A 21474-nucleotide genomic window follows, 5' to 3' on the forward strand; every position below is an offset into this window, starting at 1 on the left:
GGACGGCGGCGAGCCGCCGCGCTGCCAGATGTGCGACCGCAGGTCGAAGGCCGAGCCGGAGGGGGCGGGGTCGGGCGGGCCGCGATCGAGGGGGTAGCGGGGCATGGGGGGCATGGACAGCGGGAGTTGAGACATTCCCTCGAGGCAAGAGAATGAACGTTCACCTTGTGGGTTCAGGAACGTAGTGAACGTTCACTCCTATTGTCAAGACGGCGACAGCGCGACGAATGCCCGCCTCGAACGCCTCGACGAGACGCTCGGGAGACTCCGGTCCGTGTGCGTCGCCGGCCGGAGCGCCGAACAGGGCACGGGTCGCTGATAGCGTCCCGGCATGGATCTCCTGGCCAGCGGCCGTGACGCGGACGTCTTCGTGCTCGACGACGGTCTGGTGCTCCGCCGGTACCGGGACGGCCGGTCGGCCGCGGCCGAGGCGGCGACGATCCGGGCCGTGTCCGACGCCGGGTTTCCCACCCCGCGCGTGCACCGCGTCGACGGGCACGAGATGGTCCTCGACCGCATCGACGGTCCTGATCTCCTGACGGCCGTCCTCACGGGCCTGGTCGACGCCGACGCCGCCGCCCGCGTCCTGGCGGACCTGCATACCCGGCTCCACGCGCTGCCCTGGCCGGGCGGCACCTTGCTCCATCTCGACCTGCACCCGCTGAACGTCCTGTGGGGCGCGGACGGCCCGGTGGTGGTCGACTGGTCGAACGCCCGGGTGGGTGAGCCCGATCTCGACGTCGCCATGACCGCTCTCATCCTGGCGCAGGTCGCCGTCGCCCCGCAGGCGTTCGCCGCCGAGTCCCCCGTCGAGCCCGCCCGGCTCGATGACCTCGTGAGGTCGTACCTCGGCACGTTCGCCGCCGCCGTACCGCCGTCGTACACCGACCGGCTCGACGAGGCCGTCGCCCGGCGGCGGCTCGACCCGAACGTGGGCCCGGCCGAGCTCGCCGCCCTGGACGACGCCGCCCGCCTCGCCCGCGACGTCGTCGGGCGATGCCCGAACTGAGAGAAGGAGGTGCGCCCTGCCCGCGCCGGGCTACGGCCCGGGCGTCACCGTCCACGAACCGTTCGTGGTGATGGCGAGCACCCCGGGCAGCGAGACCTCGTAGGAATCGGTGAAGGCCTGGGTGTCGCCGAACATCCGCGGCTCGCCCGAGACGCTGAAGTAGCGGCCGCTGAACGAGTCGTCGGGTCCAGCAGGCGTGTACTCGACGTCGATCCCGGACGCCGTGTCGCCGAGCGCCAGGACGGTCGAGCCGTCGCCGGACTGCCTGCCCGTCACAGGAGCCAGGTCGTTCCACGACTCGAGCCGCAGGCTCCACGGCCCCTCGGCGACGAGCCAGACGGACTGCTCCGTGGCTGAGCCCTCGAACACGTCCATCAGGTAGTCACCCGCCAGGGCGCCGTCGGACTCGCCGAACGGGGTTCCGCGTTCGGGAGCCGTGAGAACCGTCGCACCCGAGCACGCCGAGCAGTCGAGGTGGACGACGACGGCGAACTCGCCGTCGCGCTCGAAGGTGACCTCGGCGCTGCCCTTGCCCTCCGCCACCGTGGCCACGCCCGGCGCTACCATGCCGGCCGCTACCGATCGGTCGGGCGCCGCGGTCGGACGCGGGTCGGGTGTCGGCTCGGTTTCAGGTGCCGAGGACTCCGCTGCCGACGGCTCGGGCGTCGCACTCACCGTGGCCGTCGGGGTCGCGGCCGGCGTCGCGGTCCGGTCCGTCGGAGAGCCGGACGCGGTGGGCTCCCCACCGCTCGTGCACGCAGCGAGCGTGGCCATGATCAGGAATGTGGCGGCGAGGGCCGCGGCGGTCGGACGCGGCCGGTCGTGGAAGGAGGTCACGGCGCAAGGCTGCCACGATCTGCCCGGCTGCCCGGCTGCCCGGCTGCCCGGGTCACGGCAGCCGCGCAGATCGGACCGCCCGCAGGGCGATGCCGGGCGGCCGCAGGCGACGCCGGCGCGGCCGCGACCGATGATTTCCTCGGCGGGCCGTCGTCAACCGTATGACCGCTCCGACGGAAGGAACTCACCATGGTCACCACGGTTCGCAGTTTCAGCGGCTTCTCGGTGGACGACGTCGACGCCGCTCTCCGCTTCTACGGCGACACCCTCGGCCTGCCCGCACGCGGCAACGCCATGGGTGGTCTCGAGATCGACCTCACCGAGGGCTCGTCGGTGTTCGTCTACCCCAAGGGGGAGGCGCACACGCCCGCGTCGTTCACCGTGCTCAACCTCGTCGTTCCGGACATCGACGAAGCGGTGACGGAGCTGGAGGCCGCCGGCGTGAACCTGATCCGGTACGCGGAGTTCGGCCAGGACGAACGCGGCGTGGCTCGGAGCACCGACCCCACCCAGGGCCCGACGATCGGATGGATCGCCGATCCGGCGGGCAACGTCGTCGCGCTCATCCAGGAGTGAGACCCAAGGCTGCCATGAGGTAGCTGGTCAGAGGACCGACGCGGCGGGATTCACGCGGGCGGCCACCCCGGAGATCCGGAGCGGCCGCACCGCGTCAGACCTCGCTACGCCGAGCGCGCCCACTGCTGGGTCGTGGACCCCGCGTCACAGCCGGCGAGCGACAGCCCCCAGGAGTCCTCCGGGCTGGCCAGGCACAGAGTCGGCGCCGCCACGCTGCTCACCGTGCCGTCGTCGTTCACGTCCCACTGCTGCTCGGCCGCGCCCGTGCAGTCGGCAGTCACGAGTGAGCTCCCGGCGGCAAGCGCGCCACCGGCCGCGACGCACAGGTCCCCGTACACGGTGAGCTCCCGGTCGGCGTTCCAGTCGAACGACTGGTTCCCGCCACCGTTGCACCACCACAGCCCCAGCTCCGTGCCCGGCGTCGTCGAGAATCCCGGTACATCGACGCACACGTTCCCGTCGCCGCTGTGGTGGACGCTGATCAGGGGAGCGCCGGGCGGTGCGGGCGGGTCGTCGTTCAGCTGCTCCTTCCTGAGCAGGCCCCAGCCCCACTGGAGCTGAGCCAGCCCGGATTCGTTCGTGACCTCGAGGTCGCCGTCGCCGACCATCTCGGTCAGCGTGTACGCGTCGCCGGTGCGCAGGCCGGGCCAGTAGACGATGCCGATGCCCTGGTCGCGCGCGACCTCCGTGAGCGCGCCGAGGTACGAGGTGTAGGTGTCGCCCTCGTGGTTGCCGTAGTTGAGGCCGGTGGTCATCGGCGACCCGGCCTCGCTGACGACCGTGCGCCACCCGTACTCGCCGAGGCGGGGGAGCAGGTTCGCCTTCCACTCGTCCTCGGTGGTGTGGTCGGCCCAGAATCCGTAGAAGTGCAGGGAGAGCAGCGTGCCCTCCAGTTCCTCGGCCGCGCCGACGCCCGTGACGTCGTCGTTGTAGCCCGTGCCCGAGATGATCACGCGACCGCGCGACACGTCGTCGTGGTCGTCGAGCCAGCCGGCGGTCAGGTCGACCCACTCGTCGAGGGAGTAGCCGAACGGTTCGTTCATCGGCTCGAAGTACACGCGCGGGTTCTTGCCGTACTCGTCCACGACGGTGTCCCACATCGCGTCGAAGGCCTCGGGGTCGTCGGCCCGGCCGTCCTTGCCGTCGGGACCCTCCCAGTAGCTGAGGATGACCTTGAAGCCGTGCCGCGTGGCGGCGTCGATGGCGCCCTGGTAGGAGTCCCACCAGTCCGTGCCGACGCTCGACGGGTTGATCGGCAGCCGGACCGTGTTGGCGCGCACCTCCTTGCGGAACTCGCGGACGATGCGGGACGACTTGACGTACGTCGTGCGGTAGCTGTCGTCCGTGCTCAGGCCGGAGGGCACCACTTCGTCGTCGGCGTAGTTGTCGCGCGGGTCCGCCCAGTTGACGCCGCGGAAGTCGGTGGTGCCGACCGGTGGGCCGCCCGGCGGCCAGCCCGGAGGCCCGCCTGACGTGGCGCCGACGGCGGGACCGGCGGCCATCGCCGCCGCGAGGAGGCCGACGGCCGCCAGGGCGACGGTCCGGATTGCTCGTCTCATGGGACTCCGATCTGGGGGCGCGTCGCTGCGCCGCCGTCCGGGCATCCACGCTGGCAGCGCCAGCCTGGTGCCGATGGTGACGTAAACATTGCACGTCTGCCCGTGGTTGGCAAGGACGGTTCGTGGGCGGCGCGCAGGTGCGGGCCGCGGCGCGGGCCAGATACGCAACACTTGTTTATTAGTGGACGCTTGTCTATGATCTGGGCCATGGAGCTCGAGCTGGCAGCGCCGCCGCCCGCCAAGGACCGCCGGGTGCGCCGGTCACGGGCGGCGCTGACCCGGGCCGCCGTCGCACTGGTGACAGAGCGGGGGACCGCCGCCGTCTCGCTCTCCGACATCGCGGCGGCCGCGGACGTGAGCCGGCAGGTCGTCTACCAGCACTTCGGCGACCGCGAGTCGCTGCTGCTCGAAGCCGCGCTCGACCTGGCCAGGGCAGAGCTGCTGCCTCGCTTCGCTGAGCTCGACGCGGGGCCGGTGGCGCAGATGCCGTTCGGGCGGGCCGGCGCGCTCGCCGTGACCGGTCACTTCGCGGAGCATCGTGTCTTCTACCGGGCAATGCTGAACAGCTCCAGCGCCTTCCCGCTGACCAAGGCGCTCAGCGGGCTGATGGCGGGGGTCAACCGGCGCATCATCGAGGAGCACCTGGGCGACCGCCTCGACCCACGACAGGTGGCGGACCTGACTCGGTTCATCACCGGCGGCAGTGCCGCCGTCGTCAACGAGTGGGTCATCGAGGCGCCCGACCCGCTCGACCCCGCCGATCTCGCCGACCGGCTGATGGACGTGGTCGGCACCGTCGTCACCGCACTTCGACTGTCCGCCACCCCCAGCAAAAGGACCGACCGATGAGCCTCATGAGCCACGTGATCCAGCGCCAGCTGAAGCTCCCTGCCCCGCAGACGCGGCGACTCACGGTCGATCGTGACCTGCGCGTCCCGATGCGCGACGGCGTCGAACTGCTCGCCGACCACTGGGCGCCGAAGAACGGCGCGGATGGCCTGCCGACGGCGCTCATCCGCAGCCCGTACGGCCGCGCGGGCGTGTTCGCCACGATGATGGCCCGGCCGCTGGCCGAGCGCGGCTACCAGGTCCTCATCCAGAGCACCCGCGGCGGATTCGGCTCCGGTGGTGTGATGGATCCCTTGCGCCAGGAGCGTGAGGACGGCCTCGACACGCTGGACTGGGTGGTCGGGCAGTCGTGGTTCGGCGAGGCGATGGTGCTGTTCGGGATGAGCTACATGGGCCTGGTGCAATGGGCCGTCGCCGACAGTCTGCCGCCGCAGGTCAAGGCCATGGTTCCCGTGGTCACCGAGTCCGCGCTCACCCGGGAGTTCCTGCGCGCCGACGGGCGGTCGCTGGAGGTACCGCTCGAGTGGGGCGCGATGGTCGCCACCCAGGAGCGACCGCTTGCGACGCTGCGCATGAACGCACAGACCAAGAAGACCGCCCGCGCGTTGCGCGCGCTGCCCCTGAGCGAGTTCGACCTGGCCGCCACCGGCACGCGCTCGCAGTACGTCCAGGACGTCCTGGCGCACGATGCCGCCGACCCGCACTGGGACCGTCTGGACCACGTCCACCGCGTCGCCGATACGAGTGTTCCGGTCAGCTCGGTCGCCGGCTGGTACGACATCTTCCTGCCCGGCCAGCTCCGGGACTTCGAGATCCTGCAGGACGCCGGCAGGCTCGCCCGGCTCACCGTGGGTCCCTGGACGCACGTGGAACCCATGACCGCCATGTTCGAGGCTGCCGAGTTCGGCCTGGCTCACGCGCGCGGTGAGGAGCCCCCGGAGCGTGCGCCGGTGCGGCTCTTCGTGATGGGCCAGGACGAGTGGCGGGACTTCGAGTCGTGGCCCCCGAAGGGCTACGCACCCGAGCGATTCCACCTCCAGGCCGACGGCGGGCTGTCGGTCGAGACGCCGGGCGAGTCCGAGCCCGACACCTACCGCTACGACCCGGCCGACCCGACGCCCGCGGCCGGGGGCATCAGCATCAGCCATGGGGGCCGGGTCGACAACGGGGCGCTGGAGGCCCGCCCGGACGTGCTCACGTACACCACCCCGGTGCTCGACGAGGACATCGAGATGGTCGGTGACGTGCGGGCCGAGATCTGGTTCCGGTCCAGCCTGGCCCACGCGGACGTGTTCGTGCGGCTCTGCGACGTCGACGAGTCGGGCCGGTCGCTCAACGTGTGCGACGGACTCACCACACTCACGTCCGCCGACGACCTCACGCGCGCGGAGGTGCGGCTCTGGCCCACCGCCTACCGGTTCGGGCGCGGCCACCGGATCCGCGTGCAGGTCTCCAGCGGCGCGTTCCCCCGGTACGCCCGGAATCCCGGAACCGGCGAGCCGATCGCGTCGGCCACGACGCTGTGCGCCGCAGATCAGGCCGTCCATCACGACCCGGAGCGCCCGTCGGCGCTGATCCTGCCCGTTCGTGCACACGCGCTCGCTCAGGGCCGGAGCGAGTAGGGCCGCACGCCCCTACTTCAGGGGAAGTGCGGAGCTCGTCGGCCCGCCGGCGCGCCGCGAGCGATGCTGCTCGGCGTGCCGCTCGTCCGTCAGCCCGGTTCGACCAGCCCGTGGTTGTAGGCGGCGATGACGAGCTGGGCGCGGTCACGGGCATGGAGCTTCGCGAGGAGGCTGCCGATGTGCGTCTTGACGGTCTTGATCGAGATGGTGAGCGTGGCGGCGATCTCGTCGTTGGACAGACCCCGCCCGACGTGCGTGAGGACCTCGGTCTCGCGCGGGGTCAGCTGATCGGGGCGTCGCGCGACGAACGGTGCGGGGCGTCCCACGTAGTGCTCGACGATCCGGGTCAGGATGGCCGGGGCGAACAGGGACTCGCCGGCGTGGGTGCGACGGATCGCGTCGAGGACCTGGTCGGGGTGGGCGTCCTTGAGGAGGAAGCCGGCGGCGCCGGCGCGCAACGCGTCATAGACGTACTCGTCCAGCTCGAACATGCTGAGCACGAGCACCCGGCAGCCGGACAGCTCGGGGCTGGACGTGATCGTGCGGGTCGCCTCGATGCCGTCTCCCGCAGGCATGCGGATGTCCATGAGGATCACGTCGGGGACGAGTCCGCGTGCGAGGCGCACGGCCTCCGAGCCGGTACCGGCCTCCCCGGCGACGGCGAGGCCGGGCGCGCCGTCGACGAGAGTGGCGAGGCTGTGGCGGATCAGGGCCTGATCGTCGGCGATCAGCACGCGGACGGCCGCCTGCGCGGGAGCGGCGGTCATGACGGTTCCTGGTCGGGGATGCGTGCGGTCAGGCGGAAGCCGTCGTCGTGGGGTCCGGCGTGCACGGTGCCGCCGAGTACCGCCAGCCGCTCGCGCAGGCCGTCGATGCCGTGCCCGGCGCCGGGCTGAGGCTCCCAGCAGCCCTGGGGCCCGGCATCCTGGACGTCCACGACGATCGATCCGCCGTCGCGGTGGATCCCGACGCGCGCGGTGGTGGGGCCGGCGTGCCGGAGCGTGTTGTTCAGGGCCTCGCGGACGACGGCGCAGACGGTGAGCTGCACGCCCGGCGACACGGCGTCGTCCAGTCCTTCGATTCCCAGCGTGGCCGTCACCCCGGCGTCGGCCGCGGCACGCACGATCGAGGGAAGGTCCTCGAGAGTGTCCGCCGGACGCAGCGGCGCGCTGCCCGGCGAGCGCAGGACGCCGAGCATCCGGCGCAGCTCCACGGTCGTCCGGCGGCTGGCGTGCTCGATGTCGGCCAGCGCCGCCGCCCGCTCGGTGTCGCCGTCGGGCCCGGCGACGCTGCGGGCAGCCGCGGCGCGAACGGTGATGAGCCCGAGCCCGTGCGACACGAGGTCGTGCAGATCGGCGGCGATGCGCAGCCGTTCGGCCTGCGTCGCCTGCTGTGCCGCCCACGACGCGAGTTCGTCGTCGTACGTCCTGCGTTGTGTGCGGCTGCGTACGAGTGCCCAGACGGCGACCGAGACGGTCACGGAGGCGGTCACCGCCAGCGCGGCCCATGCGGGGACCGGGCGGTCGACGCCCACGGAAGTCAGGGCGAGCGCGAGCCCGGCGAGTACTGCGACGGCGATGAGCCATGTGCGCGAGCGCGTCGGTCGGGCCGCCTCCATCGCTCGAGTCTAGGTCGTGGATCGCCCCGATTCGTCGGTCCTGGGTCCGAGAGACCTGGGGTCGATGCGACGACGCGCAGTCCCGGCTCAGGTCCGATGACCCGGGGTCGGCCACCTGGTGGCATGGGTGGCATGCTCCAGATCGATCGACTCACCAAACGGCACGGCTCACGAGCCGTCCTCTCGGACATCTCCTTCGAGGCCCTGCCCGGCCGGGTGACGGGGTTCCTCGGCCCGAACGGGGCGGGCAAGTCCTCGACGCTGCGAATCCTGCTCGGGCTCGACCGCCCGAGCGCCGGTTCCGCCCTGATCGACGGGCGGCCCTACCGGAGCCTGCGCGACCCCTTGCGCGCGGTCGGGTCGATGCTGGAGGGCTCGGGCGCCCACCGATCCCGCACCGCCCGGAACCACCTGGCGTGGGTCGCGCGCAGCAACGGCATCCCGAGGCGCCGCGTGCACGAGGTGCTCGAACAGGTCGGGCTTGCCGATGCCGCCCGGATGCGCGTGGGCCGGTTCTCGCTGGGGATGGGGCAGCGACTCGGGCTCGCCGCGGCGCTGCTCGGCGAGCCGCGCATCGTGGTGCTCGACGAGCCGGTCAACGGACTCGACCCCGAGGGCATCCGGTGGATACGCGGCCTGCTCCGCGACCACGCGGACAACGGCGGGACGGTGCTGCTGTCCAGCCACCTGATGAGCGAGGTAGCGCAGATCGCCGACGACCTCGTGGTCATCACGGGCGGCCGCATCGTCGCCGCCGGCTCGACGGCCGAGGTCACCACGGGATACCCCACGCTCGAGGAAGCCTTCTTCACCCTCACCGGCACTCCCGGGACGGAGGTCGGCCGATGACGCTGCTGCGCACGATCAGCGCCGAGCTGCGCAAGACCGTATCTCTTCCCGCCGCGTACGCCGCCGTCGCCGTGACCCTGCTCGGCTCACTCGGCGTCAGCCTGCTCAACGCCTCCTTCGTCCGGAGATCCATCGAGTCCGGCCGGACCGAGACCGTGGCGTCGACAGCCGCGGTCGATGCCGTGCTCGCCGCCGCACCGCTGGGCACGGTCGGAGCCGTGATCCTCGGCGTCGTCGTCATCAGCAGCGAGTACACGGCCAACAGCACCGATGCCGGCGGCGGCAGGCAGCTCACCACGACCCTCACCGCCACACCGCACCGGCTCACCGTGTTCACCGCGAAGGTGGTCGCGGTCGTGCTCCTGGTCCTTGCCTCCGCCGTGGCCGCGATCCCGGCGAGCCTCGCCGTGGCCCACCGTGTCATCGGGGATCCGGGCGTCGCGTCCGACGGCCTCGCCGACGTCGTCGGACGGTCCGCCGGGGCTGCCCTCTACTGGATGCTCACGGCGCTCATCGCGCTCGGCGTCACCGTGCTCACCCGCAACGGGATCATCCCGTTGGTCGTCCTCATCGCCAACAGCTCGCTCGTGTCGGTGTCCCTGCTGCTGACCAGGCTCACGTCGCTGGCGTACTGGCTGCCCGACATCGCGGGGTCGCGAATGTTCGCCCGGGATCCCGGGGGTCTGCTGGACGACGCGCCCGATCCGGTCCCCGGCGGCCTGGCCATGGCGGCCTGGGCCGTCGCGTGGCTCGCGGTGGCCGCCGTCACGTTCGCCCGGCACGACGCATGATCCGCGCACTCGGCAACACCACCATGGCCGAGCTGATCAAGTTGCGCGGCCTCCCCGAGATCCGGCTCGCGCTGATCGGTACCGTCGGCGCGGCCGCTGCTTTCTCGGCGCTCGTCGCCGCCTCCGGTGGGTCCGACGACGCCGACCCGGTGCGGGCCGTCCTCGAGACGATCCCGTTCCTCCAGGTCGGCGTGATCGTGCTGGGCGTTCTCGTCGTCGCCGGTGAGTACACCGGCCGCCAGATCCGCACCACCCTCGTCGCGACACCGCGCCGGCTCGTCGTCCTGGCCGCCAAGACCCTTGCCTACCTCACGGCCTCGGCGGTGGCGAGCGTGGTCGCCGTCGCGTGCGGACTCTGCTCCGCGTGGGTGGTCGCCGCGGCCCGCGGCGACCACGTGGTGGCAGCCGCGGGCGGTCGGCCGGCGGCCGGGACGCTCCTGGCCGGAGCAACCGTCTACCTGGTCCTCATCGGGCTCCTCGGCCTCGCCGTGGCAGTCGTGGCGCGATCTCTGATCGTGCCGCTCGTCGCCCTGCTCGCCCACATGCTCATCGTCTCCCCGTTGCTCGCGGGGCTCACCGAGCACGCACGCTGGCTTCCCGACCGCGCCGGGAGCCTGCTCCATCTGCCGGACGACGACGCGGTGCTGGACCCGGCGACCGGAGCACTCGTGCTGGTCGCCTGGATCGCCGTGGCCACGTGTGCCGCCGGGCTCGCCTTCGCGCGACGTGACGCGTGACGAGCCGGGGCCGAACCCTCAGCGGCCCGGATCCGCCGACGCGCCGGCCCGCTCCCGCTCCGCCAGGTTGCGCGCCGCCTTCCCCAGCATCCGGCCGTTCAGCTTGATCGACTGCGACCGCGGCATCAGCCGGACCATCACGCGCATCATCCGGCCGGGGACGTGGGTTGCCCTGCCCTTGAGGAAGGCGGCGATCGTCTCCCGGACGGCCTTCTCGGCCGGCTGCGGCCGGACCGGCAGGTCCGTCCGGGCGAACCCGAGGGCGTCGATGATGGGCGTGTCGACGTTGCCCGGCAGCATCACCGTCACGGCGACTCCGTCCCGCCCTGCTCGCGTTCCTGCTGACCTCGCACGCCCGGCAGGGCGCCGAGGCGGTGCGGGCCGCGGTCGACCCGGACGATCCGCCCGAGGCGCGGCTGCGGACGATGGTGGAAACGCTGGCGCGGTTCCTCGGCGACCGGCCCGGCATCTGCGCCGGGATGCTCGGCGCCCTCGGGGGGAACCTCGGGCTGCGCGAGGTTCTCGAGGCGAACGACACCTGGATCGCCGGGCCCCTGCGGGAGCTCCTCGCCGAAGGCGCCGACGCCGGCGTCCTCGCGGTGGACGACGCCGGAGACGCGAGCAGTGCCATCCTCGGCGCGCTGCTCCTCGGCGTGCTCGGCCGGTCCATGTCCGGGGCTGACGCCACCGATCGCGAGTTCCAGCGGCGGATCACCGGGCAGATCATGCGAGGCGTCCTGCGGTAGCCCGACGACGCCGGCGACCGGCCCGGCGAGCGCAGGACGCCGCCGGAGGGGGCGGCGACGGCGGGACCGGCGGCCATCGCCGCCGCGAGGAGGCCGAGGCCCCCAGAGCGACCATCCGGATTGCTCGTCGGTCTGGGGGCGCGTCGCGCGCCTACTGCGGTTCGAACGTCCAGACGGTGTTCGCGTCGGTGGCTCCGGTGTTTGGCCCGGTTTGACGCGGGAGGGGGTCCCCCGCCACTATTCCTGATACGTGTCACCCATACGTATCACTCATACGTTTCACCCGGGGCGTGGAGGCCATCGGGTGAGGCACTCACCCGGCATCAAGGAGGATGCAGCGGTGCGGCTCAGACCGGCGGCTGCGCTCTCCTCGACCGAACAGAGGAGTTCAGCGTGAGAAGACGAACGACCGCGGCGACCGCTGGAGCGATCGGTATCGCTCTGGCGCTGGGGTCCGCACCCCTGACCAGTGGGGCGGCGACCGATGCGGTACCGGCTGCCCCTTCCGTGACCGCGGCGCCCTCAGCCCCGGTCACGATCGACTACGCCGTCGACGCCGGCGAGGCCGCGCACGTCGGCGGAGGGAACCTGCATCCCTTCGACGAGCGCAGCCCCGCGCAGTGGCTGACCGACGGCATCAACATCAACGCCGTCCGCGGCATGGACTACAGCAAGCGCACGAACTCCTACTACGAGAACCTGCCCGGGTGGTTCGAGGAACCTACCCAGGACCGCCTGATGCAGATCAACCCCGATGCGACGCAGATGATCGGGACCTACTACGGCTTCAAGGGCAAGGTCGCCGCCGGCGACTACGGCGGCAACACCGACTGGCAGGGGCTCGCCCGCCAGGACGCGGGGGCGCCGTACAAGGAGTACATGGAGTGGGAGCTCGCCGAGGCAGAGCGGCTCGGTATCGACGTGTACTCCTGGGTCCTCTGGAACGAGCCCGACCTTCAGTGGGGCAACCAGGCCGCCTACTTCGAGGCGCACAAGTACGCGCACCAGAACCTGAAGGCGATCGATCCGGGCGCGCGCAGCCAGGCTCCCGAGCTCTCCGGCTTCAAGTGGGACTACATCACCCAGTTCCTGACGTACTGCAAGGCGAACGACTGCATCCCCGACGTGCTCGCCTGGCACGAGCTGTCGCGGAACCCCCTCGACATCGAGGAGCACGCGGCGCGCCTGACGCAGTGGCTCGAGGACAACGACATCCCGGTGATGCCCTTCGCCATCACCGAGTACCAGGGCAGCGGCTACAGCACGACCGAGTCGGGACGGCGCGCGCAGGGGAACTACAACCCCGGCCTCGCCGTGTCGTACCTGGGCGGGCTGGAACGTGCCTCCGAGATCAGCACGCTGGAGTTCGGCCTGCGTTCGGAGTGGGGCCTGCCCGGAGGTGACCCGAACGCCCGCGGCTTCCTCGGCGAGATGGCGACCTTCGACGACGACGGCATGATGGCCACGGGGCTCTGGTACGTCTACAACGCGTACTGGGACATGACCGGTCGCAAGGTCGGCACCACGATCGACAAGACGGAGATCGACGCCGTCGCCACGTACGACGCCGACCCGGAGGCGAACCGGTCGGGCATCCTCGTCGGAAACTGGGAGGAGGCCGCCAAGAGCGTCCCCGTCACCCTCGAGAACCTCCCCGAGCAGCTCCTCGTCGACGGGCGTGTTCACCTGCGGGCCGAGCTCATCGGCGAGACCCTCGCGACGCCGTCCTACGGCACCGTCCCTGTGCTGACCCGTGACGTCGTGGTCACGGACGGGGCCGCGTCGTTCAGCCTGGAGCTCCCGGGCCGTACGGCCGCGAGGATCTTCCTCACCCCGGCCACGGGCGACCCGGCCGTCTACAGCGCGGTCGAGGGCACGGAGGCGCAGGACGTCGAGGTCACCACCACCGGCGCCGTCGCGGCCCAGGCCGCGAGCCTCGGCGACACGGCGTTCGTGTCGTACACCGGCGGCCGGCCGAGCTCCTACGTCGACGAGTCCGGCGCGGAGATCGCGACAGAGACGGGCGACGTCGTCACCTACGGCGTCGAGGTCGAGCAGGCCGGCGTCTACGACCTCACGTCGAGCTTCGTGCAGTCGGACAGCGGCGCGTTCGTGCAGCTCTACGTCGACGGTGAGTCGACAGGCACGCCCGCCGACCTGTACGCGGGCGACCAGCGCGAGCTCGAGCACAACCACGGCACCGTCCACCTGAGCGAGGGGACGCACGAGCTGAGCTACCGCATCGTCGGCGCGGGCAGGAACGCCGCCGGCACCGGGTACGACATCGGGATCGAGAACGTGAAGCTGGCCGCCCCCGGGGTGGCTTCCGACGCGGTTCGCGTGTCGTTCGGCGACGACGGTGCCGACGGCTCCGCCGACTCCGACTACTACGTGCGGTCCGGCGACAGGATCGGTGAACTGCCCGTCGTACCCGCCCGCGACGGCTACGTCTTCGCCGGCTGGAACACGGCCGCCGACGGCAGCGGTGAGACCGTCACGGCCGACTCGGTCGTGGAGCAGGACACGACCCTCTGGGCCATCTGGCTCGAGCTCGGCGACGTCGTCTACTTCGTCGACGCCGGCGACATCGACCCGGCCACGCTGAGCCCCGGCGCGAAGCCCGGGACGCACAACTCCGTGACCGACCAGTTCTTCGGCCCCGACCCCGAGACGGGCAAGGAATGGGGTGTCGAGGACGTCTACGCGCCGTCCAGCGCGTATCCCGACCTCCTGACGGGCGAGTACACCTGGCCCGCCGAGAACAACGGTTACACGGACGAGAGCCCGGCGTCGCAGACCTATCGCTACGCCAAGGATCAGGCGCAGCCGCTCGAGCAGCGCGTCGGCGTGCCGTACAAGTTCCAGCTCGACGACGGCGAGTACCGCGTGCGGCTCACGATCGCAACGGGCTGGGCCAGCCAGGTCGACCGGGGGTACCAGGCGACCGTGACGTTCAACGAGGGTACGGAGAACGAGGTCCAGGCTCTCGAGCCGACGCTGTTCTCGCGTGACCACGAGAACCCGATCACGGTCGATGCGATCGCCACGGTGGAGAACGGGTTCCTGACGGTCAACGTCGACATGGCCGACACCGCGACCGGGACCGTCATGGTCAACGAGATCGAGATCTGGGAGCTGATCGGCGACGAGACGGGTGCGGAGCCGGCGGTCGCCGCCGCCGTCGACACCCGCTGCGTCGGCAAGCGGGTCGCGCTGGTCGTGTCGGCGACCAACACGAGCGAGGCCCGGCTCTCGGTCGACGTGTCGACGCCCTACGGCGACACGTCGATCAGGAATCTGAGTGTCGGCCAGACACGTTCGCGGGTCGTCGCGACTCGGTCGGCGGCGATCGGGGCTGACGAGGTCGAGGTCTCGTGGGCGGGTGACGGGGGCGAGCCGGGCTCGGCCCGCGTGCCGTACGACGCCGTGTCCTGCGGCTAGCGCTGTCCTGCGGCCCTCCGCGTCCCGCGGCCGGCCGGGCCGGGGCGACGGTCTTCGGACCGCCGCCCCGGTCGTTCGTCCGGCTCGTCTCGGTCTCGCCCGCGTCCTGTCGGGCTCGCCCGCCGCTCCCGTATCGTTCGTACGATCATGGGCGTAGCGGCCGCGGCCGCCGCGGCCCGTGCCGCCGGCCAGGAGCATGCCAGGAGAGAAGGAGACGGCCATGGGGACGGTTCGCGCGCCGACGAGCCGCGATGTGGCCCGGCTCGCCGGGGTCTCGCAGACGACGGTCTCCTATGCGCTGACCGGAAACGGCGCCATCGCACCCCACACCCGTGAGCGCGTGCTGAAGATCGCCGAGTCCATCGGCTATCGGCCCAATCTCGCCGCGCGGTCCATGCGCACGCGCCGCTCCGGCCGGCTGGCCGTGGTCACCGGCATCGCCCTCGACAACCATCTGCGCATGCTGGCGGGCGCGAGCGAGATCGCGAACGGTGCGGGCTACGTCATGGAGACGCACAGTGTCGACGCGACGGTGCGCGACTCCACGGAGAGAGTGCTGGACATGGCGTCCAGTGAGCAGTACGAGGGGATCCTGACCCTTGTGCCGGTGCGCCCCGTGGCTCTCGGGGACGGCCAGGACTCGCCGCCGGTCGTCACCGCGACGGCCTTCGACGCCGAGATGCACAGCGTGGGCCAGCTCGCCGACGCCGGACTCGTCGACGTCCTCGTCTCGTCCCTCGCCGCGGCCGGTCACCGCCGGTTCGCGCACGTCGGCGGGTCCGACCGATACGTCTCCGCGCGGGCCCGCCGCAGCGTCTATCTGTCCGCCGTCGGGCGCCTCGGTGTCGAATCCCTCGGCGTGCTCGGCGGCGAGTGGCCCGCGGAATCCGGCCGGGAGGCCGTCCTCGCGCTGCCCGACGACGCCCCGCCGCTCGCCGTCATCGCGGCCAACGACGTCCTCGCCGTCGGCGTGCTGCGCGGCGCGGCCGAGCGTGGCTGGTCCGTACCGGGCGACCTCGTGGTGACCGGCTGGGACAACGCCGAGTTCGGGGCCTACACGACACCGTCCCTGACGACGGTCGACGTCGACTTCCACGAGGCGGGGCGGCAGGCGATGCGCACGCTTGTGGCGGCGCTGCGTCACGACGAGCCGCCCCCGGGCACCCCGAACCTGCAGCGCATCGTGTGGCGCGAGTCGACCGGAGATATCTAACCGGCCGCCGCCCGGGAAAGGGACGTTCGCGAGCATCGGTCGATGCCCGCGAACGTCCCACGCGCCCACAACGAGCCGTCACGGCGTGAGGACGCGAGCTCCTTGCTGGGCCAGCACGCTGAGTTCGGCCGCCTTGAACGCGTGCTCCTGCGTCATGGCGATCTCGGTGCGTTCGAGGCAGTCGAGGATGAGCTCCCCGAAGAACGGGTAGCCGACGTTCCCGTTCGCGACGAGGTGGTGCTCGCCCTTGCCGTCGACGAGAAAGACATGGCCGGGGCCGCCGCCGGTGCCGACGTCGACGTACTTGCGCAGCTCCACGTAGCCGTCGGTGCCCAGGACGAACGTGCGTCCGTCACCCCAGGTGCTCAGGCCGTCCGGGGTGAACCAGTCGACCCGGCAGTATCCCGTGGCGCCGTTGTCCATGACGATGGTCGCCTCGCCGAAGTCGTCCAGGCCGGGATGCTCGGGGTGGTGGTAGTTCGCGATCGCGGAGTACCCGACCTCGGCGTCCTTGGCGCCGGCATAGTGGAGCATCTGCTCGAAGTTGTGGCTGCCGATGTCGCACAGGATCCCGCCGTACTTCTCCTTCTCGAAGAACCAGTCGGGACGACCGGTGCCGAGGCGGTGCGGGCCGAGGCCCATCACCTGCAGCACCCGGCCGATCGCTCCCTGGTCGATGAGCTGCCCGGCGAGGACCGCGGCCTCGACGTGGATGCGCTCGGAGTAGTAGACGGCGTACTTCCGCCCGGTCCGCGCGGTCGCCTCCCGGGCCGCGGCGAGCTGGTCGAGCGTGGTGAGCGGCGCCTTGTCGGTGAAGTAGTCCTTGCCGGCCTCGATGGCGCGCAGCCCGAGGGCGCAGCGCTCCGACGTAACCGCGGCGCCGGCGACGAGGCGCACCTCGTCGTCGTCCAGCACCTCCTCCTCACTCCGCGCCACGCGCACGCCGGGGAACCGCTCGCGGAACGCGTCGACCTTCGCCGGGTCCGGGTCGTAGACCCACTTGGGCGTCGCGCCGGCGGAGGCCAGCCCTTCGCTCATCCCGTAGATGTGGCCGTGATCGAGGCGCACCGCGGCGAACTGGAACTCACCGGGCTCCACCACGGGTGCCGGGATCGGCTCGGGCGCGTAGGCGGCGCCGCTGGACGTCGTCATGAAGCCTCCTCGGCCCGCCCGGCGACGTCCGCCGTCGACCCGCCGTCGGCCACCGGCGCGGCCGCGCTGCTGCCGACGACGATCGCACCGGGCAGGTCGGCCACGGCCGCCGTCTTCTCGAAGAAGTGCGGCGCGCGCCCGACGAGCGTGCCCGCGCGGTAGTACGGGTCGTCCGCGGACAGCGGCAGGTCGACGGTGCGTCGTTCGATGCCCGCCTGGTAGATCGCGGTGACCAGCTCGATGGCGCGGCGTCCGTCGGTGCCGTCCGCGACGGGACGACGGCGGTCGCGCACGGCCCCGAGCATGTCGCCGATCTGCCCGGGGTGGCCCTCGTGTTCCAGGGCGCGGTGTGCCTCGGCGATCGCCTCGATCTTCGCGACCCGGCCGGGATCTCCGCCGGGCGCCGGAAAGCCGTTGGGTTCGGCCGTGTCGGCCACCACCTTCCACGGCTGGGACACACGGGCGTGGCGCCCGTGCACGACGATCGCCTGTTCCTCGCCGTGGTGCACCACGGAGCTGGTCACCTCGGCGAGCGCCCGGTCGTACTGCAGGACGGCCACCGAGAGGTCCTCGACCTCGGAGTTCTCGTGCTGGGCGTTGGTCAGCACGGCGGTGACGGCCTTCGGCGTGCCGAGCATCCAGAGGGTGAGGTCCAGGTGGTGGATCGCGTGGTTGAGGGTGCAGCCACCGCCCTCGGACTCCCAGGTACCCCGCCACCACAGGTCGTAGTAGGCGGTACCACGCCACCAGGCCGAGTTGACCTGGGCGTGGGAGACGGGACCGATCAGGCCCGAGTCCAGCACCTCCTTCAGGGTGAACATGTCGTCGCGGAAGCGGTTCTGCGCGACGACCGACAGGATCCGGTCGTTCTCCTCCGCGGCCGCGATCATCGCGTCGCACTCCTCGAGCGAAGGCGCCATAGGTTTCTCGACGAGCACGTCGACGCCGGCCCGCAGGGCGGCGATCGTCAGTTCGGCGTGGGTGGACGGCGGCGTTGTGACGCTGACGAGGTCGAGGTCCTCGGCGGCCAGCATGTCCTCGGCGCTCTCGTAGGCGCGGGCGCCCTCGACGCCGAGCCCGGCGCGCTGCTCGGCGGCCTTGCCGGGAACGCTGTCGCACAGGGCGACGATCTCGCACTCCTGCGCGAAGCGCCGATACCCGTCGATATGCGCGCCGGCGATGCCGCCGGTTCCGATGATCCCGATCTTGAGCATGTTTCCTCCGGTCACTGTGCGGCTGCGGTCACTGTGCGGCTGCGATGGAGTTGTGGACCTCGTCGATCAGTGCGTTCGCCGCGTCCTGCGGCGTCGTCTCCTCGAAAATGACGTCCTGCAGGTAGCGCAGCAGGACGGCCTCGATGTCCGAGGCGCCGTTCGGGACGATCGCGGGCGCCTCGCCCAGGTGCGGCTTGCGCTGCTCGGCGAACTCGGCGGCCTTGCGCTCCTCGTCGGTCAGGGCGTCGCCGAGCTCCGCGATCGTCTGCGGGTTGGCCGGGATGCCGCGCTCGGTGCCGATGATCGCGGTCGCCTCGGGGTCGTTGACCAGGAAGTCGATGAGCAGCGCCGCCTCGGCGGGGTGCTCGGACGTGGACGACACCGACCAGTACATCCCGGGCTTGTAGTAGTCGTACGGCGCGGTGTCCTCGTCGGGGGTCGGCAGCGGCACCAGCTCGAGCTCGGCGTCGATGGCTCCCGCGAATGCGGTGATCATGGTCGACGGCGTGTAGATGGTCGCGGCCTTGCCCGTCGCGAAGGGCGTCTGGTCGAGGGCGAGGCTGGTGCTCTCGGCGGTCATCGACGCCGGTGCGGCGGCGCCGTCCGACGTCCAGTCGAGCGCGAGCTGGAAGTAGGCGGCCAGCGTCTCGGGCTTGATCACGATGTCGTCGCCGGAGAACAGCTGGTCCCCGTGCTGGCGGGCGAAGAGTTGCAGGGTGAACTCGTTGAACATGATGCCGCCGCCGTAGGTGTCGTCCGGCGACTTCTCGGTGAACTCCTGGGCCCAGGCCTCGTACTCCTCCCAGGTCCAGGTGGAGGTGTCGGGCAGCGGCACCCCGATCTCGTCGATCAGGTCGGTGTTCACCAGCAGCCCGGTCGAGGTGGTCGAGACGGGCATCGCGTAGACGGTGTCGTCCCACGAGCCCATGCCCAGGACCGACTCCTCGAGCGCCGACGTGTCGAGCTGGGGCAGGGAACCGAGGTCGGCGAGGCTGCCCCGCGAGGCGTACGAGGCGAGATAGAGCTGGTCCATCTGCATGATGTCGGCCGAGTTGCCGCCCGCCGTGGCGGTGGCGAGCTTCTCCCAGTAGCCGTTCCAGTCGGAGAACTCCGGCTCGATGGTGATGGTGGGGTGCTTCTCCTCGAAGAGGTCGAAGGCCTCCTGGGTGCGGGCGTGGCGGGCGTCGCCGCCCCACCAGGTGACGCGGAGGGTGACGGGCTCGTCGGTGAGCTCGGTCGATCCCTGGGTCTGTCCGACGCCACAAGCGGCGAGCGTCAGTGCCATGGCCGCGGCGGCGGTGCCGGCGGCGGTGCGGCGGATCCTGTTCATTGCGGGTTCCTTCCGGTAGTGCGGCTCACTTGAGCCCGGTGGTGGCGATGCCCTGGACCAGGTACTTCTGACCGAGGGCGAAGGCGAGGACGAGGGGCACGATGGCGACGACGCTCATCGCGAACATCCCGCCGAACGACGAGGTGGACTGCGCGTCGATGAACGAGCGCAGCGCGATCGGGACGGTGTATTTCTGCGGGTCGGTCAGGTAGACCAGCTGGGAGAAGAAGTCGTTCCACGTCCAGATGAACGTGAAGATGGCGGTGGTGGCGAGCGCCGGCTTCATCAGCGGCAGGATGATCAGGAAGAAGATCCGGCCGTGTCCCGCGCCGTCGATGCGGGCGGCGTCGTCCAGCTCGCGGGGCAGGCCCCGGATGAACTGGACCATGAGGAAGATGAAGAAGGCGTCGGTGGCCAGCAGCTTGGGCACGATGAGCGGCCAGAACGAGTCGACCAGCCCGATCTGTGCCCACAGGATGTACTGCGGCACGATCACGACGTGCAGGGGCAGCATGATCGTGATGAGCATGTAGACGAACGCCGGCCGCTGGAAGCGGAATCGCAGGCGGGCGAACGCGTAGGCGGCCATCGAGCAGCTCACGAGGTTGCCGATGATCGAGCCCGCCACGATGATCCCGGAGTTGAGCAGGTACAGGCTGAAGGGCCGCCCGAGGGCCGTCCAGCCGTACGTGTAGTTCTCGACGTGGAAGGTCGTCAGCAGGAGCGACGGGTTGCCGAAGATCTGGCCGTCCGGTCGCAGTGAGCTCACCACCATCCACAGCACCGGGTACAGGGTGGTGAGGACGCCCAGGATCAGCAGAGCGTGCTTCCCGGCCCGGCGGAACAGGTGCCCGGTCCGGCTGGTGCCCGCCCTCGGTCGGGCGGGGACCGGTCGCCTGGTGTCGGGTCTGCCCAGGGGCGCGACGGCCGCGGCGGGGCGGTCTTGCACGGGTCGGTTCGCGGACTCAGTCGTCATAGTGCACCCAGTGCTTCGAGAGCCAGAAGTTGATTGCGGTGATCGTGCCGACGATCAGGACGAGCAGCCAGGCGAGCGCCGACGCGTACCCCATGCGGAAGGACGAGAAGCCCTCCTGGTAGAGGTAGAGCGTGTAGAAGAGCAGCGAGTCGGACGGGCCGCCCGTTCCACCCGAGACGATGAACGCCTGGGTGAAGGACTGGAACGAGTTGATCGTCGCCAGGACGAGGTTGAAGAAGATGATCGGCGTCAGCAGCGGCAGTGTGATGGCACGGAAGCGGCGCCACGGTCCCGCGCCGTCGGTCGCGGCGGCCTCGTAGAGCTCGACCGGGATCTGCCGTAGCCCGGCGAGGAAGATCACCATCGGCGATCCGAACGTCCAGATGTGCAGCAGGATGATCGTTCCCAGAGCCGTGTCGGGGCTGCCGATCCAGCTCGTGGTGGTGTGGATGCCGACCAGGCCCAGCATCGCGTTGACGAGGCCGTTGCCGCCGAACACCAGACGCCAGAGCACCGCGATCGCGACGGAGGCGCCGAGCAGGCTGGGCAGATAGAAGGCCGAGCGGTAGACGGCGCGGCCGCGCAGCCCGCGATCGAGCAGCATCGCGAGCCCGAGCGCCACGAGGAGCTGGCCCGGTACGCCCACCGCGACGTAGACGAGGGTGGCGACCAGCGAGTTGTGCAGCCGCGCGTCGGTGAGCATGCGCTCGAAGTTGGCCAGCCCGATCCAGTTCGCGTTCTGCAGCAGGTTGAAGTCGGTGAAGGCCAGGTACAGGGACGCGAGAATCGGGCCGAGCGTGAGCGCGACAGCCCCCAGCACCCATGGACCGAGAAACGCGAGAGCAGCCTTGTTGTCCGGCGTGGCCTGCGGTACACGAGCTCGGGACGAACGCCTGGTCAGCCGTTGTAACTCGGCGACAGACATGGACACCTCCTCCTTGAGGGTCACGACCCG

General features: G+C 71.1%; 20 protein-coding genes. 10 read left to right on the plus strand and 10 right to left on the minus strand.

Annotated elements, in window-relative coordinates; translation table 11 throughout:
* Positions 1-331 precede the first annotated feature (331 nt).
* Positions 332-1009, plus strand: coding sequence for a phosphotransferase (locus tag ACYVK5_RS15465; RefSeq protein WP_460706530.1), 678 nt, complete (start codon positions 332-334; stop codon positions 1007-1009).
* Positions 1010-1039: 30 nt separating this feature from the next.
* Here the strand turns inward: ACYVK5_RS15465 and ACYVK5_RS15470 are convergent, their stop codons facing one another.
* Complete coding sequence (locus tag ACYVK5_RS15470; RefSeq protein WP_460706532.1) at positions 1040-1846, minus strand: hypothetical protein; 807 nt, start codon at positions 1844-1846, stop codon at positions 1040-1042.
* A 189-nt stretch (positions 1847-2035) separates the two neighbouring features.
* Between ACYVK5_RS15470 and ACYVK5_RS15475 the strand changes: the two genes are divergently transcribed.
* Positions 2036-2422, plus strand: coding sequence for a VOC family protein (locus ACYVK5_RS15475; RefSeq protein WP_460706534.1), 387 nt, complete (start codon positions 2036-2038; stop codon positions 2420-2422).
* Between the two features lie 104 nt (positions 2423-2526).
* Here ACYVK5_RS15475 and ACYVK5_RS15480 read toward each other — a convergent pair whose 3' ends face one another.
* Positions 2527-3981, minus strand: coding sequence for a ricin-type beta-trefoil lectin domain protein (locus tag ACYVK5_RS15480; protein WP_460706536.1), 1455 nt, complete (start codon positions 3979-3981; stop codon positions 2527-2529).
* A gap of 207 nt (positions 3982-4188) precedes the next feature.
* On the opposite strand from ACYVK5_RS15480, the gene ACYVK5_RS15485 reads away from it, so the two are divergent.
* Complete coding sequence (locus ACYVK5_RS15485) at positions 4189-4830, plus strand: TetR/AcrR family transcriptional regulator (protein WP_460706538.1); 642 nt, start codon at positions 4189-4191, stop codon at positions 4828-4830.
* Positions 4827-6452 (plus strand): CocE/NonD family hydrolase, encoded by a 1626-nt coding sequence (locus ACYVK5_RS15490; protein WP_460706540.1) that lies wholly within the window; start codon positions 4827-4829, stop codon positions 6450-6452. Before ACYVK5_RS15485 ends, ACYVK5_RS15490 begins: the two co-directional genes overlap by 4 nt.
* Positions 6453-6541: 89 nt before the next feature.
* Here ACYVK5_RS15490 and ACYVK5_RS15495 read toward each other — a convergent pair whose 3' ends face one another.
* A complete protein-coding gene (locus ACYVK5_RS15495; RefSeq protein WP_460706542.1) occupies positions 6542-7219 on the minus strand; it encodes a response regulator in 678 nt (225 codons plus the stop codon).
* A complete protein-coding gene (locus tag ACYVK5_RS15500; RefSeq protein WP_460706544.1) occupies positions 7216-8070 on the minus strand; it encodes a sensor histidine kinase in 855 nt (284 codons plus the stop codon). The genes ACYVK5_RS15495 and ACYVK5_RS15500 overlap by 4 nt, the downstream gene beginning before the upstream one ends.
* Positions 8071-8202: 132 nt before the next feature.
* Between ACYVK5_RS15500 and ACYVK5_RS15505 the strand changes: the two genes are divergently transcribed.
* From ACYVK5_RS15505 to ACYVK5_RS15515, 3 genes are read left to right on the plus strand one after another with little or no spacing between them, the layout of a single operon-like run.
* On the plus strand, positions 8203-8919 hold the full coding sequence (locus ACYVK5_RS15505) for an ABC transporter ATP-binding protein (protein WP_460706546.1): 717 nt from the start codon (positions 8203-8205) through the stop codon (positions 8917-8919).
* Positions 8916-9710: an ABC transporter permease gene (locus tag ACYVK5_RS15510; protein ID WP_460706548.1), complete on the plus strand. Its 795-nt coding sequence runs from the start codon at positions 8916-8918 to the stop codon at positions 9708-9710. The genes ACYVK5_RS15505 and ACYVK5_RS15510 overlap by 4 nt, the downstream gene beginning before the upstream one ends.
* A complete protein-coding gene (locus tag ACYVK5_RS15515; protein WP_460706550.1) occupies positions 9707-10447 on the plus strand; it encodes a hypothetical protein in 741 nt (246 codons plus the stop codon). The genes ACYVK5_RS15510 and ACYVK5_RS15515 overlap by 4 nt, the downstream gene beginning before the upstream one ends.
* Before the next feature lie 18 nt (positions 10448-10465).
* Here ACYVK5_RS15515 and ACYVK5_RS15520 read toward each other — a convergent pair whose 3' ends face one another.
* Positions 10466-10756, minus strand: coding sequence for a hypothetical protein (locus ACYVK5_RS15520; RefSeq protein WP_460706552.1), 291 nt, complete (start codon positions 10754-10756; stop codon positions 10466-10468).
* A 65-nt stretch (positions 10757-10821) separates the two neighbouring features.
* Between ACYVK5_RS15520 and ACYVK5_RS15525 the strand changes: the two genes are divergently transcribed.
* The 3 genes from ACYVK5_RS15525 to ACYVK5_RS15535 all read left to right on the plus strand — a co-directional run bounded on the left by ACYVK5_RS15525 (position 10822) and on the right by ACYVK5_RS15535 (position 15847).
* Positions 10822-11193 carry a hypothetical protein gene (locus ACYVK5_RS15525; protein ID WP_460706554.1) on the plus strand — a complete coding sequence of 124 codons (372 nt, stop codon included), beginning with the start codon at positions 10822-10824 and terminating at the stop codon, positions 11191-11193.
* A 393-nt stretch (positions 11194-11586) separates the two neighbouring features.
* Positions 11587-14634 (plus strand): InlB B-repeat-containing protein, encoded by a 3048-nt coding sequence (locus tag ACYVK5_RS15530; protein WP_460706556.1) that lies wholly within the window; start codon positions 11587-11589, stop codon positions 14632-14634.
* A 220-nt stretch (positions 14635-14854) separates the two neighbouring features.
* The gene (locus ACYVK5_RS15535; RefSeq protein WP_460706558.1) at positions 14855-15847 is read left to right on the plus strand and encodes a LacI family DNA-binding transcriptional regulator; all 993 of its coding nucleotides are present in this window, start codon (positions 14855-14857) and stop codon (positions 15845-15847) included.
* 78 nt (positions 15848-15925) lie between these two features.
* Here ACYVK5_RS15535 and ACYVK5_RS15540 read toward each other — a convergent pair whose 3' ends face one another.
* From ACYVK5_RS15540 to ACYVK5_RS15560, 5 genes are read right to left on the minus strand one after another with little or no spacing between them, the layout of a single operon-like run.
* A complete protein-coding gene (locus tag ACYVK5_RS15540; protein WP_460706560.1) occupies positions 15926-16999 on the minus strand; it encodes a Gfo/Idh/MocA family protein in 1074 nt (357 codons plus the stop codon).
* Entirely contained in the window at positions 16996-18213 is a 1218-nt protein-coding gene (locus ACYVK5_RS15545; RefSeq protein ID WP_460706562.1) for a Gfo/Idh/MocA family protein, read from the minus strand. The genes ACYVK5_RS15540 and ACYVK5_RS15545 overlap by 4 nt, the downstream gene beginning before the upstream one ends.
* Positions 18214-18241: 28 nt before the next feature.
* Positions 18242-19543, minus strand: a complete 1302-nt coding sequence (locus ACYVK5_RS15550) for an ABC transporter substrate-binding protein (RefSeq protein ID WP_460706564.1) — start codon at positions 19541-19543, stop codon at positions 18242-18244.
* A gap of 25 nt (positions 19544-19568) precedes the next feature.
* Positions 19569-20519 (minus strand): carbohydrate ABC transporter permease, encoded by a 951-nt coding sequence (locus ACYVK5_RS15555; protein ID WP_460706566.1) that lies wholly within the window; start codon positions 20517-20519, stop codon positions 19569-19571.
* Positions 20509-21444, minus strand: coding sequence for a carbohydrate ABC transporter permease (locus ACYVK5_RS15560; RefSeq protein ID WP_460706568.1), 936 nt, complete (start codon positions 21442-21444; stop codon positions 20509-20511). The genes ACYVK5_RS15555 and ACYVK5_RS15560 overlap by 11 nt, the downstream gene beginning before the upstream one ends.
* Positions 21445-21474 lie beyond the last annotated feature (30 nt).

It is taken from the genome of Myceligenerans halotolerans (assembly GCF_054782975.1).